Below are 16,373 nucleotides of genomic sequence, written 5' to 3' on the forward strand. Positions count from 1 at the left end.
CTCAGGGCTTTTCCTGCTGGCGCGGCCAAGCCAGACTGAAGCAAGCACCGCCTAGATTTTTGCTTTTACTGATCAACGCCCTACCGTTGTGCCAGTAAATGATTCGACGAACGATCGACAAGCCCAGGCCATGCCCGCCCGACGCCCGGGTGCGACTGTCATCCAGACGCATGAAGGGCGTGAATATCCGCTCCCAAGCGCTTTCCGGGACGCCGGGGCCGTCGTCCTCGATGTCGATGCGACAGCGTAACTGACCGACCTGATAACTGACGCTGACCCTGGATTCGGCGTGACGCATGGCGTTGCTCACCAGATTCTGCAAGGCCCGATGCAAATAGCGTGGCTCAGCCTCGACCCACGCCCCGTCGTTATCAGACGCCGCCAGGCATTGCCCGCGCGTGACCGCGACATTGGCGCGCAACGGTGCCAGCTCGGCGATCACCTGATTGACCAGCGCATCCAGATCGATGCGCTGAAAGCTAAGGGTCGGCGAACCCTGCTCCAATCGCGCGTACGTCAACATCTCGTCCACCAGCTTGTCGAGGTCCTGAATATCGCTATCCATGCCGAGCCTGTATTTATCCCGAGCCTCTTGCGTGGAGGCCTGGCCGATCATTTCCAGGCCAAAGCGCAAACGCGCCACCGGCGTACGCAGTTCATGGGAGACCGCACGTACCAGCTCTCGCTGCATCGCCAGTGAACGTTGCAAATGCTCAGCCATGCCATTGAACGCTGCCGCCAGCCGCCCAACCGAGTCAGCCCCGGCCGTTGGCACGCGGGTTTCCAGGCTGCCCTTGGCGATGCGGGTGGCGGCCGATTCCAGGCCTAAAAGGCGGCGCTCAAGCCGACGTACCAACAAGTAAACCACCACCCCGATAAAACACAGGCCCAGAAACGCAATCAGCACCAGCAGCTCAGGCGGGTAAGGGTTCATTTGGTAAAGGGGACCGATCTCCAGGACCCACGGCGTGCCGACCATGCCGGCGAACACACGGATCGAATCACCACCCTTGCCCAGCGCCATCACGGTATCGCCTTCATCGACCCGACGTCGCTGGTCCTCATCGACATCAGCCTGCTCCAGACGGATCAGACTGATGTCGAAACCAAAGCCCTTGTCCCGCTTCAAGGCGGCCAGGCGACTGGGTTGTTCATCGATGGGGAAGCGCACCAGTTCGTCGGTCAGCAGATAAATCGTCGCCCGCGCCAGTTGTTCACTGATTTGCTGCACCTCCCCGGTCAACACCCACGGTTCCGCGTCGCTGACCAGTCGGTACACCTTGGCTGCATGGGGCCCAGTTTGCTCGACCACCACCTGCCCACGCAGCAGGCGACTATGGTCACCGCTGTCGAGACCGGCTTCGCTGAGTGTTTGCAGGGTCAACGGAATCCCCAGCAAACGCTCCCAGACCGCCAGCGAACGATTACGATCAATCGCGTTCATCGGTTGCAGGTTGTCGGCCATCAGGGTGAAGGTGCCGTGGGCCAGGCGCTCGCGGTACTGCTCGCCGCGCACCTGATTGACCAGGTGCAGGGCCAGCACGCCGAGCAACGCCACCAGCACCAACACACCGAGCATGCCGCCGTAGATACGCAGGAAGATGGAGTTCATGGCGTCAGGTGTTCAGCACGTAACACGTTGGGTCTTGCGCCGCTTCCGGGACGAACAGATACCCTTTGCTGCGAATGGTCTTGATCAGGCGCGGATGAATCGGATCGTCGCCGATCTTGGGTCGAATCCGTGAGATGCGTACATCAATGGAGCGGTCCTGGCCGTCATAACCAAAGCCGCGCAAGGCCGTGAAGATCTCTTCGCGGGAAAGAATCCGCCCTGCGTTGGCCACCAGCAGCCATAACAAATCAAACTCGGCACTGGTCAATTCGATGCTGTTGCCTTGCAACCAGGCTTCACGCAGGGCGTTGTCGACCACCAGAGGGCCGAACACCCGCCGCCGCGGGTTCGTTGCCGCCTCGGGTTCAGGCCCTTCGCTGCGCCGCAACAACGCATGAATGCGCGCCAACAACACACGAGGGTGCACCGGCTTGCAGACAAAATCGTCGGCGCCCATGTCCAGCCCCTGAATTTGATCGGTGTCATCGGTGCGCGCCGTGAGCATCAGAATCGGTCCGTCATAGCGGTCTCGCACCTTGCGACAAATGCTCAGGCCGTCTTCACCGGGCAGCATCAGGTCGAGAATCACCAGATCCGGCTGCTCGGCAATGATGCGTTCAGCGGCGCAAGCACCATCACCTTCAAGGGTTACCCGCAGGCCATTACTCTGAAGGTAGTCACGAGTCAGTTCAGCCAGACGCTGATCATCCTCGACAATAAGCACCTGCCAGGCTTCTTGCTCCACGGGTTACCTCTGCTGCCATTGTTCTTATTAATAGAGACATCTTTTGTCGAATCATCGCGCAAAACACCCGGTGTCAGGGCGAGATCGAAGGCGATTGTAGCAACCGCTCGCGCCAAGCACACGACATGCCAGAATACCCTTGTTATCTGTGTTTTTTGTGATAGGGTTCGCGCCCGCAAAAACCCGCGAAAACAGTAAAAAGCAGTGACAAGCGGTGCAGTCCAGCAGCGGCGCGGCCTACAGCCGACTTCCCTGTTTCATACACAATATACCCACAGCTTTATCCACAATGACCACGTTGCAATCCATCCCCAAAACGCTTTATCTTGTATCTCGCCGCAAAAAAAAACCCTACATGTAGGGTTTTAGGCCAAAAAACCAAACACATTTCAACCTAGAAACTCAAGCAGTTTTCTTGTGTCGGTTTGGTTGAACTTAAGCATTTTTCAGTACACCAACCGCTGATGCGGATGGTCGCTGCTCTGCCTCAACCATCGGGGCAAAACGGCACACGTGTTGCAACAAATAGCGAGCATCCTCCAAAAGATTTCCGGTAGCGGGCATTGACCCGAAACCATCGACTTCAAAGCCAGGGAATGGCGGCAAAAGCCTTCCTTATCCGTTTTGAAGTCTTTTAGCTGACGTTTGTCGGCTGACTGCCTCAAGACGGAACGGTGGGCACGTATTCAGTGCCCAAACAAACATAGAGAACGTGGAGACACCCATGCAAACCGACACAACCCGCGAGAACCCGCAGGCCACTGCGCCGCAGGCTGGCGAATCCCATCAGGATCTGTCCGCTACGGCACCTGGTCAGCTGCGCGTGATCAAGCGCAACGGCACTGTCGTTCCTTACACCGATGACAAAATCACCGTCGCCATCACCAAAGCATTTCTCGCAGTTGAGGGCGGCACCGCTGCCGCCTCGTCGCGTATCCACGATACCGTTGCGCGCCTGACCGAACAGGTCACTGCCACGTTCAAACGTCGCATGCCTTCTGGCGGTACTATCCACATCGAAGAAATCCAGGATCAGGTCGAACTGGCCCTGATGCGTGCTGGCGAACAAAAAGTCGCCCGCGACTACGTGATCTACCGTGATTCGCGCGCCAAAGAGCGTGCTGTTCGCTCTATCGAAGACCCCGTACAAGCGCACCCGTCGATCCGCATCACCCGCGCCGACGGCAGCCTTGCGCCGCTGGACATGGGTCGCCTGAACACCATCGTCACCGAGGCCTGCGAAGGCCTGGAAGAAGTCGATGCGAACCTGATCCAGAGCGAAACCCTGAAAAACCTCTACGACGGCGTAGCGCTGAAAGACGTCAACACCGCCCTGGTGATGACCGCGCGCACCCTGGTAGAGCGCGAGCCTAACTACTCGTTCGTGACTGCTCGCCTGCTGATGGACACCTTGCGTGCCGAAGGCTTGAGCTTCCTCGAAGTGGCCGACAGCGCCACTCACCACGAAATGGTCGACCTGTACGCCAAGGCTCTGCCGTCCTACATCGCCAAAGGCATTCAGCACGAATTGCTGAACCCGATTCTGGCCACCTTCGACCTGGAAAAACTGGGCAAGGCGATCAACCACGAACGCGATCAGCAGTTCACCTACCTGGGCCTGCAAACCCTGTACGACCGTTACTTCATCCACAAGGATGGCGTGCGTTTCGAACTGCCGCAGATCTTCTTCATGCGCGTGGCCATGGGCCTGGCGATCGAAGAAAAGAACAAAGAAGATCGCGCCATCGAGTTCTACAACCTGTTGTCGTCCTTCGACTACATGTCGTCGACCCCAACCCTGTTCAACGCCGGCACCCTGCGTCCACAGCTGTCCAGTTGCTACCTGACCACCGTACCGGATGACCTGTCGGGCATTTACCACGCCATTCACGACAACGCCATGCTGTCCAAATTCGCAGGCGGTCTGGGTAACGACTGGACGCCGGTTCGCGCGCTGGGCTCTTACATCAAGGGCACCAACGGCAAATCCCAGGGCGTCGTGCCGTTCCTCAAAGTGGTCAACGACACCGCTGTAGCAGTCAACCAGGGCGGTAAGCGCAAAGGCGCGGTCTGTGCTTACCTGGAAACCTGGCACATGGACATCGAAGAGTTCATCGAACTGCGCAAGAACACCGGTGATGATCGTCGTCGTACCCACGACATGAACACCGCCAACTGGATCCCTGACCTGTTCATGAAGCGCGTCTTCGATGACGGCCAGTGGACCCTGTTCTCGCCATCGGAAGTGCCAGACCTTCACGACCTGACCGGCAAGGCCTTCGAAGAGCGTTACGAGTACTACGAAGCCCTGTCCCAGTACCCAGGCAAAATCAAACTGTTCAAGACCATCCAGGCCAAAGATCTGTGGCGCAAGATGCTCTCGATGCTGTTCGAAACCGGCCACCCATGGTTGACCTTCAAAGACCCGTGCAACCTGCGCAGCCCGCAGCAGCACGTCGGCGTGGTCCACAGCTCGAACCTGTGCACCGAAATCACCTTGAACACCAACAAGGACGAAATCGCCGTTTGCAACCTGGGCTCGATCAACCTGCCGAACCACATCGTCAACGGCAAGCTGGACACCGCCAAGCTTGAGCGCACCGTCAATACCGCCGTGCGCATGCTCGATAACGTGATCGACATCAACTACTACTCGGTGCCGCAAGCGAAGAACTCGAACTTCAAGCACCGCCCAGTCGGCTTGGGCATCATGGGCTTCCAGGACGCGCTGTACCTGCAGCACATCCCGTACGCCTCCGACGCTGCGGTCGAGTTCGCCGACCGTTCGATGGAAGCTGTCAGCTACTTCGCGATCCAGGCTTCCTGCGATCTGGCCGATGAGCGTGGCGCTTACCAGACGTTCCCGGGCTCGCTGTGGTCCAAAGGCATCCTGCCGCTGGATTCGCAACAGATCCTGATCGAACAACGTGGCCAGAAATACATCGACGTTGACCTGAACGAAACCCTGGACTGGGCGCCTGTCCGTGCCCGTGTACAGAAAGGTATTCGTAACTCCAACATCATGGCCATCGCACCGACCGCAACCATCGCCAACATCACTGGCGTGTCGCAGTCGATCGAACCGACGTATCAAAACCTGTACGTGAAATCGAACCTCTCCGGCGAGTTCACCGTGATCAACCCGTACCTGGTTCGCGACCTCAAGGCTCGCGGTCTGTGGGACTCGGTCATGATCAACGACCTGAAGTACTACGACGGTTCCGTACAGCAAATCGACCGCATCCCGCAGGAACTCAAAGACCTGTACGCCACTGCGTTCGAAGTCGACACCAAGTGGATCGTCGACGCCGCCAGCCGCCGCCAGAAATGGATCGACCAGGCGCAATCGCTGAACCTGTACATCGCCGGAGCATCGGGTAAAAAGCTCGACGTGACCTACCGCATGGCTTGGTACCGTGGCCTGAAAACCACTTACTACCTCCGTGCCCTGGCCGCGACCAGCACCGAGAAGTCGACCATCAGCACCAGCAAGCTCAACGCAGTCTCTAGCGGCAACCACGGCGACGACTCCGTACTCGCCGCCCCTGCCGGTCCAGCGCCAGTGCCTAAAGCCTGCGCTATCGATGAGCCGGATTGCGAAGCCTGCCAATAATTCATCCGGGCGTCGCACGAGTCTGAGTGGCGCCCGCGTTGTTTTGCAGTGCGGGTATTGAAAGCAACATCAAGGGCCTCTGAGCCCTACAATTTTATGTTTTTTGCGTGCAGCAAACGTAACGCAAGCAACACACCTAAAGATCCACAGGCCAGTCCAGCAGACTGGCCCTCACGCAGGAGACGAACATCATGCTGAGCTGGGACGAATTCGATAAAGAAGACGGCGAAGTAGCCGCCAAAGCAACCAACGCCGGTCACGCCAACGAAGCCAACATGGACCGCCTCGACAGCGCTGGTGGCGCCGCCGCCCTCGCCGCCCGTGCAGTCACGAACACCGACTCGGCCGCGATCATCCGCGCCAAGGCGGCTCTGGACAGCCTCGACGTCGCCGAAGGTCTGGCTGAACTCGAAGGCGCCAGCGCCCGCGTTGCCGTTGACGAAAAGATGATGATCAACTGCCGCGCCGACCTCAACCAACTGGTCCCGTTCAAATACGACTGGGCTTGGCAGAAGTACCTCGACGGCTGCGCGAACCACTGGATGCCGCAAGAAGTCAACATGACCGCCGACATCGCTGTCTGGCGTGATCCGGAAGGCCTGACCGACGACGAACGCCGCATCGTCATGCGCAACCTTGGCTTCTTCTCCACCGCCGACTCCCTGGTTGCCAACAACCTGGTACTCGCCGTATACCGCCTGATCACCAACCCGGAGTGCCGCCAGTACATCCTGCGCCAGGCCTTCGAAGAAGCGATCCACACCCACGCCTACCAGTACTGCATCGAATCGCTGGGCATGGACGAAGGCGAGATCTTCAACATGTACCACGAGATCCCATCGGTCGCCAAAAAGGCCGCCTGGGGCCTCAAATACACCCGCTCGATCTCCGATCCGAAGTTCGAAACCGGCACCGTCGACACCGACAAAGAACTGCTGCGCAACCTGATCGCCTACTACTGCGTGCTGGAAGGCATCTTCTTCTACTGCGGCTTCACCCAAATCCTCTCCATGGGCCGTCGCAACAAAATGACCGGCGTCGCCGAGCAGTTCCAATACATCCTGCGCGACGAATCCATGCACCTGAACTTCGGCATCGACGTGATCAACCAGATCAAAATCGAAAACCCACACCTGTGGGACGCTGAAATGAAGGAAGAAGCCAGCCAAATGATCCTCCAGGGCACCCAACTGGAAATCGAATACGCCCGCGACACCATGCCTCGCGGCGTACTGGGCATGAACGCGGCAATGATGGAGGACTACCTCAAATTCATCGCCAACCGTCGTTTGAGCCAGATTGGCTTGAAGGAAGAATACCCAGGCACAACCAACCCGTTCCCATGGATGAGCGAGATCATGGACTTGAAGAAAGAGAAAAACTTCTTCGAAACTCGGGTTATTGAGTATCAGACCGGTGGGGCTTTGAGCTGGGATTGATCGCTCGATTTACTTAGCTGATGTTTGAAGTGGAAAAGCCAGAAGCGGTTGCTTCTGGCTTTTTTGTTGGGGTGACTCGACAGTGATGCACCCGATACAAATCCTCTGTAGGAGGACCGCTTCGACGTCGCGCTGTCGCGTAGCAAACTGGGTCTCGATTCTGCCCGAAGGGCGTAGGAGCGGACTTGTCCGCGAAGACTGAATAACAAACGCCCCACAGTGCCACGGGATGCTATGCCCTCCCGGACGGGAGGAATACTCTGAAATCAGTTTTCAGCAATGTGTTCGGTCATGCCTTCAGTCGCCGACTGATAATCCTCAACCATCTCCTTAGAAACATCCTCTTTAAAGCAAAGCGGCGCATACCCACCAGCACGGTTATACGCGCTACGCTTGCCGCAACGGCTACCGTTTCTCGCAGAGTTATATGGACACGGACAATTGCCTGGGTATGACGATATCGAGTCGTCAATGAGGGTCTTGATGATTGCTGAATCTGAAAGATTGACGTCCTTGCCAGACACCGAAAAAGCACAGAGCAGCGACAGCACTGCGATAAACCCTATCCCTATTTTTTTCATGGCAGTTCCTTCGCTTGCGGATGACATATCCAGCAAACTTTTTACCATGATGACTAAAAGCCATCAAACATCACCGCTTCATCTTCTGTAGGAAAGATCCCTTAATAGACACAGATTCGTCCTACACGTATCTTCGCGCTGGCATTTCAATATCGGCGCCGTTATGACGAAAAAAACATCGACTCGCTGGAACGATATCGAGCTAGAGGCCGCTGTAGATGCGTACCTCGGCATGCTTCAAAAGGAGAGGGTGTCTGAGCCGTTCAACAAAGCGGAAATAAACCGAAACCTACGTGAAGGTGCGCTTTCCGCACGAGGAAAGTCTTCCGTAGAGATGCGCATGCACAACCTTTCCAGCATCTTCATTGCTATGGGGTTGCGACGCGTCGAGGGCTATGTCCCTCGGGATAACGCGGGGACAAACATCCGCAGTAAGATCCAAGCGATTCTAGAAAGCAAAGGCGTATCCACATCAACTAGTTACGTTGCATCGACCGACATCAAATCACCTAATCAGAAAACTGAGGAGTCCTCTACTGACTTCCTAAGCCCACCGCCACCAGGCAACAAATATCCAAAGTCTGTAACGAGTACAACGACTACTTATGAACGTGATCTTAAGGTTCGAGACTGGGTGCTCAAAAACGCAAAAGGGAAATGCGAGGGTTGCGGGCAGGACGCACCGTTTTTGCTCACCGACGGTGCCCCTTGTCTTGAGGTCCATCATGTTCGTCGCTTAGCTGATAATGGCAGCGACAGAACAACGAACGCCGTCGCGCTCTGCCCGAATTGCCACCGACGCTGTCATTTGTCAGCAGATGGGAAAATGTTTACAGCATCGCTCTACGAAAGACTTAATCGTTTGATTATCGAAGATCCAGATGTGAATAAATGAGCCCATAAAGCCCGGTCCAGAGCCTTGCGCCAATTAAGACACCTGACTAAAGCGATGACAGAGGTCAGGGTCACACAGCACTCAATGCCGTAACATGGCCTACTTCAATTCTGCTTTCTCCCGGTTTTTCCGGTCAGTATTTATTCAGAATTATCGTTAAAGCCGTAAATGGCTGGAGCATGCGTCCTTGAAAAGCTGGCACTGTATCGTTGGCATCCTGCTGATCACGGCAACGACCCTGCTCATCGAGATTCCTTCCGACACGTGGCTGACCTCGGCAACGCTTAGTCTGATCCTAGGCACTGCGGCGCTGGCCTATATGGCGGTTGCCGCCTTGCTGTCCAGCCGCTGGCGTGCCGTTGAGGTTTTGTTCGGGGGCCTGGATAGGGTCTATGAAACCCATAAATGGCTGGGTATTTGGGCGCTGGTATTTGCCTCTCACCATTTTGTGTTCAAGGCCTATCTGGACGTCTGGCACAGCGTGCCGATCCTTGAGATGTCTAAATACTGGACGCGTCTGGTACGCCAACTGAGTTACGTTGCACTGGGCATGATTGTGTTGCTCGCCTTGAACCGGAATATCCCCTATGGCCTATGGCCTGTGGCGCTGGTGGCACAAGCTGTCAGGCCCGCTGTTTGTGATCGTCATCCTGCATTGGCTGAGCTTCAAGTCGCCTATGACGTTGAGCAACCCCGCCGGCATCTGGTTAGCGCTGTTGTGTGGCACGGGTGCGCTCGCGGCGTTCTACAAACTGCTGCTTTACCCCTTCATCGCTACCGCTGGCGAATACAAGGTGTCGGCCGTTTCCCTTGGCAAGAATTCCCTGAGCCTTGAGCTTGAGCCGATCCATAGCGGCTTTACGTTCAAGGCAGGGCAGTTTGCGTTCCTGGCCATGAAGGAGAAAGGCTTGCGCGAGCCTCACCCGTTCACTATTGCTGCCGCCCATTCCGACAGTGGCCGTATCAAGTTTGTGATCCGCGCCTTGGGGGACTACACGCAGAAACTGCGCGATCAGGTCAAGGTTGGGATGCTGGCGGATATCTATGCACCGTACGGACGCTTCAAGCGTCAGCCCGGCGCGGAGCGGGAAATCTGGATCGGCGGAGGTGTGGGTATTTCGCCATTCATCTCTTGGCTGCAGGACACGTCTGCCAGCCACTTCGACAATGCCACTCTGGTCTATTGCTTTAATCCGTCGCGAGCGTTCCCGAGCGTCGAGCTTTTGCAAGGTATGGCCGAAAAGCGTGGGGTCGAGTTCGTTGGCAATGGCGGGGGTGCCGATCAGTTGGCTGAAACCGTGCGTCAGGCAGCCACCCAAACAGATCCGGCACAGATCCACGTTAGCTTCTGTGGTCCCAAGGGCTTGATGTCACGCGTCCGTGAACTGATGCGCGAAAGCGGGATTCCTGAAGGTAATCTCCACTACGAATTTTTTGAGTTCCGCTGAAGCGAAGTCATGGCTAAAAACCACCTCACTCGGCGATCTCTTCACCATCGCTGGCGAAGTCCCATGATGGGTGGACACAGTGATTGCTCAATCCATGCAACACGCCACTCACCCAACCAAATGTCGTTTGTTAGCGTTCAGCCAATGCTCAACCTGGACTAGCAAAGCCCGAGCATGAGCGATTGCTTCCAGCGCCATGCTTTCACTAACCGGATCTCCAGAGTAGTCACTGACATTGCGCTGCTTGCGAAGACCATCCAGGACGATCATGGTTTTCGCATCCAGACCAATAGTCAGAGGCAAGCTCTGGATCATCGTCTGATGATGTCCGGGCTTGCTCGTCAACGTTCGATACCCATTGGCCTGCAGAGCCGAGTTGGCAGCTTGCATGATGGCTTTGTACGCCATGTCGAAACGACCTTCGCTACTCATGTTCGTCAACTGAGCATCTGCCAGGCTGCGCCGTGCCGCATCCATCAAGCGGCTGATGCTCGCGGCATCAGGCTCGACCTTCTCCAGTGACAGTCCCAACAAATTCGCCAACGTCATCATTACGCCTCATCAACCACCAGATCTTGCTGATGCCCAATCACAAATAGCTTTGGCTTGCTCAACACGTCCCGCACAAACGCGCCCTTCTCTTCTATTAGGCGGCGCCATTCACTGATCGAGTACTGCTTGGGATTAATCTCCCTGCCGAGCGCCTCCTGAAGCGGATAGAGGTGGGTAATCAAGTCGCTAAACCTTGCGTCACCGATAACCATCAGATCGATGTCACTGCTTGAACCCGCTTTGCCGCTGGCCATGGAGCCGAATACAAAAGCCACCTTGATAGAATCTGCCAGCGGTTCCAGCGCTTCTGCCAGCGACTGAATCCAACCCTCCGTTTTGCGAAGGATACTGGCTAACTCTTCGAAAACCGGACATTCCAGATTGGCTTTGTATTGCACTTGGTTACCGACACGCATTTTTTCTAGCAAACCCGCTTCCACCATCTTGGCTAGCTCACGACTCAGGGTGCCTGAAATGGTATCGGTGAGACGGGCAATCTCACGTTGGTGATAACGTTCGTCGGGGTGGAGCAACAACAACGCCAGCACCTTTCTGCGGTAATCGGAAAATAGAAACGTACTCAGCGACATGGCAACGCCCTTATATGCTGCTTTTAAGGCAGCAATTGAAGCCTAAAAAGCAGCAATATTCAAGCATTGCAGGACGAGACAGATCGCACTCCGTAGACACCGAATCACCCTGCACGTATCTTCAGATGGCCTTTCAATATCAGCGAAGTCATGGCTAAAAAAACCTCCCCTTTCGAAGACCTCTTTTACATCGCCAGCAAACTCCCGTGGTGGGTCAGTGCAATGATCGCCATCGCGTCAGGTGTGTATCTGCATTCGATCGCCATCGCCCAGACACCGATCTATTCGGGCATGCAGCACCTGGATTCAATGATCTTCAACACCGCCTTCAAAACTTTCGCCACCTTCGGCCAGTACCTGGTCCCGCTGATTTTTCTCGGCGGTGCTGCGGCGTCGGTGTTCGGTCGACGTAAACGGCGTCGGTTGCTGGCGGCGGTCGCGATGCCGGGTGGCAAGACGCTTGAAGGCATTACCTGGCAGCAGTTCGAGCTGTTGGTGGGTGAGGCGTTGCGGCATCAGGGCTTTAGCGTTCAGGAAACCGGTGGTAACGGGCCGGATGGCGGGGTCGATTTGGTTGCTCGCAAGGACGGAGAAAAGTACCTGGTGCAATGCAAGCAATGGCGCTCGCTGCAGGTTGGCGTGCCGACGGTTCGTGAGCTGTATGGGGCGATGGCGGCAGAGGGTGCGACGGGCGGATTTGTGATCACCAGCGGCCGCTTTACTGGGCCAGCGAAGCAGTTCGCTTCGGGACGGAACCTGCGGCTGGTGGATGGGGAGCTGCTGAACCAATGGATCGCAGCGACCAAGCGCCCAGGGCCGCGGCCTACTTCGGCTGTCGTAGAGGAACAGGTGGAGCCGGTCATTGTTCCTGAAGTTGCCAAAGCGCCCCCGGTTGCTGAGCCACCAGCCAAACCATCCCCAGCTAAACCGGTAGCGCCTGCTTGCCCTCATTGCAGGAAGCCGATGGTAATCAGAGTCGCCCGAAGTGGCGCTAATGCGGGGGGTGACTTCTGGGGGTGTTCTTCATATCCAGGGTGTAAGGGTATTCGCCCTATATTCCGGCCTCTGTAAGATGGCTCTTGTTAAACAGCTTATAAGCAATTGAAATTACTGGATTCACCACCGTAGGAAGGTCCTTCAGCCCTTATTCGCAGACAAGTCAGCTCCTACCTGGACCCGGCTTGCTGCGCGACAGTCCTATCAAACAATCGATAACCATCTGAAATAGCACATTATTCGTAGGAGCTGACTTGTCTGCGAATAAGCCCGGCACGGGCTTCCGTCAGGTTTGGGTTTGACCCTGCAGCCATGATCACCTGCTGGCGGGTGTTGGATCGAGGTGCGGCAGGTGGTCCGCGCTGGATGGTCTTCGCAGACAAGTCAGCTCCCACGAGAATCGAGACCTCGTTTGCTGCGCGAGCCTTAGTCCGGTAAATCCAGCGCCATGCCACCGGGGTGTTGTTTGATTTCGCTGTAAGGCACCACCGACCACTCCGGACTTTCGCAGGCGCGCATCACGCGGGCGAAGGATGGGCCGAAATACAGGCCGCCGGGTTTGAAGTACCAGGCCGGGAAGCTCCAGATGCTCGGATCGCTATAGTTGCAGTCTTCGTCTTTTGTCGCCGGTTTTTTCATTTTTTCCGGGGCGGAGATTTTTAGCTGACTCACGATCCAGGGCGCGAACTGTTTGTTGCGGTAATTAGAGAAGGTGTCAAAACTCACGCTGGATGTGCCTTTTCCGTTAGCCTCCTCGCGATCATCGTAATGGAAGGCTTTGCCTTTACCGATCCAGAGCACGTCTTCCATCGATAGCGATTTACCCGTGTTCACATCGACACTGATTGGCGAGTCGCCGAAGTCCGGATGTGCACCGCCACAGTTATAGCGAGTGAAGATATTCACGCTGACGATGCCGGGCGACAGCAGCTCGGGAGTGACTGTTTGCTGAAAGTCCGCGCCGAAGCGGCTGCCCTGGAGCAGGCAGGCGTGGTAACTGACCACTTCATTCCACAGACGGGCGCGCAGTTGTTGATTGATGCGATCACGCTGCTCCGGTGTGTAGCCCGAGGTAATCTCGAACAATGAGAGTCTGGATTCCGGTTCCGTCCACCATTGCAGAGTGTAGCCCATGAAGGTCTGCATCCTGTCCGGCTTTAGCGGCAAACCTTGCAGGCGCAGGTAATCATAGGGCGACTGTTGATAGATCGTCTGCCAACCCGCCTCAACACCTTTGGACGGTGGCGGTACTTGTGTTTCGGTCAGTTTAACCGTGAGGGTTTTACCCCCAGGCCCCCCCCATTCACCTTGCCAGTCTGATTGTGCCCCTTGATGCAGGAGCATCTCGGGGAGAGCGTTACCACTGTTATCGTCCAGGCCCTCCTCGAGGGTGAGCTCCTTCCCGCTCAAGACGCCGCTGAGCGGCAAGTCGTTGTGGTGTTTCTCGTAGAAGTACCGACCGCTGACCACCATCGGATCGCTCAGATCCAGCTCCAGCACAATCGGCATATTGCCCAGTGTGCCGGTGAAGACGTGCAGGGATTCACTGGCGTGAAGGGTGAATGGCAGGAATGCACAGAGGAGAAAGGCGTACGCAGGACCGGAGCTGAACAATCCTTTGGTCATGAGGCAATCCTTTAGCAAAGGGATAGACGATCCACGAACTCTAGATACAAAGCTCATTTCGTGCCCGAACAATCGCAAAAGGGGCTGACTCATTGATCATCAATGAGCCGCCTCTTTTACCCTCGTTTCGAACAAGATCAAACCTTCCTGGCGTAGTTGGTTGCACCAAACCAGTCGACCAGCACGACCGTTTCGTTGCCAACGACCCAGGCATCATGGCCTTGGGGTAACGAGGTGATGTCTCCTGGTCCGGCGATAAACTCTGTACCGTCATCCATGCGAATGGCGATTCTGCCCGTGACGTGGTACTGGAAGTGAGGCGCCTGGCAGCTGGCTGTTTTGGCCAGAGGCTTGATGTCATTTGACCAGCGCCAACCGGGTTCGAAGGTATATCGGCCCACTTCTGCGTCACCGATTTTGAGGATTTCAGCTTTGCCGTGACCAAACTCGCGGACTTCATCGGGTTTGGAGAAGGACTTGTGTTCGGTTTTTTGCTCGTGAGTGTGCATGACAGGGTTCCTTGATCGAGTGACTGGATAATCCCAAGCCCCGGAGCCTATGTTCTGGCAGCTACAAGGCTTAGGGTTCGCCCCCAATAAAGTACCTAATCAGTTTAGTACCGAATTCTGCCCCCCCATTGATTGATCTTCCGACCGGTGACGTTCGGTTGGCATTGGCTGACGTGCGTTTGGCGATCGGCGTCGGTTGAATGCGTTCATCCGCGTGCACCCAGGCTTACCAGCAGACTTTCGGGTGTTTGTTCAGCAAAAATCACACTCAGTGGTTTGCCCAGAGTCAACTTGCCGTAAAGCTGCTCCTCACGATCCAGATAGCGTTGCTGCACGTCTCTATAGCCTTCCGGATAAATGCTCTGCTCTACCGGCAGCAAAGCGTCGAAATGTTCAAGCAGGCCTTTAAAGACCACCCTTCGCTCAACCGTTTCATGGGTTGTCGCGATCAAGCGGGCGAAAAACTGGCCATCGAAGGTCCTGAGTTCCTCACTTGCGGCATAACGCTCAGCAAGGTTATAGGGGCCCAAATCGTCATAAACGATACAGCACAGCGGAGCCCTTGGCAGGTCGGCGAAAGGGTTCTCGCCAGACGCTCGACGCTGGTGGCAACCCAGTGCAAATTCCAGCGCTTTTTCAGCCAGCATCAGCCGCGTTGGATCAGAGCTTTCAGGCAGTATTTGAAGGTAGGGCGCCTGCCGCCCCTGCTCAGCCACCTGGATGGAAAAAGCGGCCAAAATACCTCGCGGACCCACGATTCTTCCTTGCAGGTCCTGCAGTTCAGGTTTCGACAACCTCGCCTGCCGTGCGGCCAACTGCGAACAGTCCATTGGCAAACACTCATCGATATTGCAGAAGTCGATCCATTGCGGGGTATGGACGATTGCATCAGCCGCGGTCATGGAAAAATTCACGAGTGTTACTCCACTTGTTATTAACGAAGACATCCTGCTTTTGTATTTTTTTTTGCACTCACTCATTACCCCACTACTGCCGGCCAGCAATGAAACGCTTCAGCCCCTGCGAGTAGATGAGTCAATGCGTGTTCAATACCCGCCACTATCGTTAGCCGACAACGTGAGTATTAACGTTTATTCAAGACAGCCGAACGCCCGTCAAGACAAACGCAATCCAGACAATAAACTGACAACTAATATTGACGACCGCTAATAGCAGCGAGCAGTGCTCAGATCGGCACAACGGCCCATACGGACTCAGAGATTAGTATTATGAACACACTGACTTCACACACAATCCTACAGATGTAGGGGGTCATGTTTATTTTGAATTTTTCTGGACATATACTCCACCATCAACGCAGCGCGGGTCTTGACTCCATTTTTTTTCAGCAGAGACGAGACATGATCACGAGCGGTATAGCCACTGATACCAAGGGCCTCAGCGATTTGCTTGTTGGTTTTACCGCGCAGCAGAAGGGACAGGACATCACGTTCTCTCCGTGTTACCCGCATAGGTTTCGAGCCTTTTATTATTGAGCATCTGACACACACAGACAGAAAGCTTGTTGCTGCCTCCTTTCCTGACCTTAAACAGTAAGTCGGCACATCGACCCATTTATTTAGAATGTTTTCACGCAAATAAATATCAGGCATATTTTTATGATTGTTCGCTACAGCACTAGGCACTTAAAGAATATTCCTACAACAAAACAGGACCTAGCACGTAGGCCAGACACTAAAGCCGCACATAAAATCCGCGCAAAAAAATCCTCATCGCTCATTTACCTATTCAGGCAAATGATCGATG

At 55.5% G+C, this 16,373-nt stretch carries 12 protein-coding genes and 2 pseudogenes; 5 read left to right on the top strand and 9 right to left on the bottom strand.

Annotated features, from left to right (window positions below; translation table 11 throughout):
- Position 1: 1 nt before the first annotated feature.
- Together QN399_RS00235 and QN399_RS00240 are read right to left on the bottom strand one after the other, a co-directional pair.
- Positions 2-1,612, bottom strand: coding sequence for an ATP-binding protein (locus tag QN399_RS00235; RefSeq protein ID WP_322217532.1), 1,611 nt, complete (start codon positions 1,610-1,612; stop codon positions 2-4).
- A 4-nt stretch (positions 1,613-1,616) separates the two neighbouring features.
- Complete coding sequence (locus QN399_RS00240) at positions 1,617-2,357, bottom strand: response regulator transcription factor (protein WP_330200364.1); 741 nt, start codon at positions 2,355-2,357, stop codon at positions 1,617-1,619.
- Between the two features lie 724 nt (positions 2,358-3,081).
- On the opposite strand from QN399_RS00240, the gene QN399_RS00245 reads away from it, so the two are divergent.
- Positions 3,082-5,970: a ribonucleoside-diphosphate reductase subunit alpha gene (locus tag QN399_RS00245; RefSeq protein WP_322181148.1), complete on the top strand. Its 2,889-nt coding sequence runs from the start codon at positions 3,082-3,084 to the stop codon at positions 5,968-5,970.
- Positions 5,971-6,161: 191 nt separating this feature from the next.
- Positions 6,162-7,409, top strand: a complete 1,248-nt coding sequence (locus QN399_RS00250; RefSeq protein ID WP_322181149.1) for a ribonucleotide-diphosphate reductase subunit beta — start codon at positions 6,162-6,164, stop codon at positions 7,407-7,409.
- Between the two features lie 266 nt (positions 7,410-7,675).
- On the opposite strand, the gene QN399_RS00255 is transcribed toward QN399_RS00250, so the two are convergent.
- A complete protein-coding gene (locus QN399_RS00255; RefSeq protein WP_330200365.1) occupies positions 7,676-7,990 on the bottom strand; it encodes a hypothetical protein in 315 nt (104 codons plus the stop codon).
- A gap of 163 nt (positions 7,991-8,153) precedes the next feature.
- Here QN399_RS00255 and QN399_RS00260 point away from each other — a divergent pair, with 163 nt between their 5' ends.
- The gene (locus QN399_RS00260) at positions 8,154-8,885 is read left to right on the top strand and encodes an HNH endonuclease (RefSeq protein WP_322181151.1); all 732 of its coding nucleotides are present in this window, start codon (positions 8,154-8,156) and stop codon (positions 8,883-8,885) included.
- Between the two features lie 187 nt (positions 8,886-9,072).
- Positions 9,073-10,333, top strand: a pseudogene (locus tag QN399_RS00265) (ferric reductase-like transmembrane domain-containing protein).
- 108 nt (positions 10,334-10,441) lie between these two features.
- Here the strand turns inward: QN399_RS00265 and QN399_RS00270 are convergent.
- Together QN399_RS00270 and QN399_RS00275 are read right to left on the bottom strand one after the other, a co-directional pair.
- A complete protein-coding gene (locus QN399_RS00270; RefSeq protein WP_330200366.1) occupies positions 10,442-10,885 on the bottom strand; it encodes a DNA-binding protein in 444 nt (147 codons plus the stop codon).
- Complete coding sequence (locus QN399_RS00275) at positions 10,885-11,475, bottom strand: nucleotidyltransferase domain-containing protein (protein WP_322181158.1); 591 nt, start codon at positions 11,473-11,475, stop codon at positions 10,885-10,887. Before QN399_RS00275 ends, QN399_RS00270 begins: the two co-directional genes overlap by 1 nt.
- A 150-nt stretch (positions 11,476-11,625) precedes the next feature.
- On the opposite strand from QN399_RS00275, the gene QN399_RS00280 reads away from it, so the two are divergent.
- Positions 11,626-12,546 (top strand): restriction endonuclease, encoded by a 921-nt coding sequence (locus tag QN399_RS00280; RefSeq protein WP_330200367.1) that lies wholly within the window; start codon positions 11,626-11,628, stop codon positions 12,544-12,546.
- A 351-nt stretch (positions 12,547-12,897) separates the two neighbouring features.
- Here QN399_RS00280 and QN399_RS00285 read toward each other — a convergent pair whose 3' ends face one another.
- The 4 genes and pseudogenes from QN399_RS00285 to QN399_RS00300 form a co-directional block, all read right to left on the bottom strand.
- The gene (locus QN399_RS00285) at positions 12,898-14,097 is read right to left on the bottom strand and encodes a hypothetical protein (protein WP_330200368.1); all 1,200 of its coding nucleotides are present in this window, start codon (positions 14,095-14,097) and stop codon (positions 12,898-12,900) included.
- Between the two features lie 137 nt (positions 14,098-14,234).
- Complete coding sequence (locus tag QN399_RS00290; protein ID WP_322181164.1) at positions 14,235-14,606, bottom strand: cupin domain-containing protein; 372 nt, start codon at positions 14,604-14,606, stop codon at positions 14,235-14,237.
- A 206-nt stretch (positions 14,607-14,812) separates the two neighbouring features.
- Positions 14,813-15,508 (bottom strand): hypothetical protein, encoded by a 696-nt coding sequence (locus QN399_RS00295; protein ID WP_323566145.1) that lies wholly within the window; start codon positions 15,506-15,508, stop codon positions 14,813-14,815.
- Positions 15,509-15,833: 325 nt separating this feature from the next.
- Positions 15,834-16,078, bottom strand: a pseudogene (locus tag QN399_RS00300) (LuxR C-terminal-related transcriptional regulator).
- Positions 16,079-16,373: the final 295 nt, after the last annotated feature.

This window comes from Pseudomonas sp. 10C3 (assembly GCF_036346185.1).
In the GTDB taxonomy this organism is placed as follows: Bacteria; Pseudomonadota; Gammaproteobacteria; order Pseudomonadales; family Pseudomonadaceae; genus Aquipseudomonas.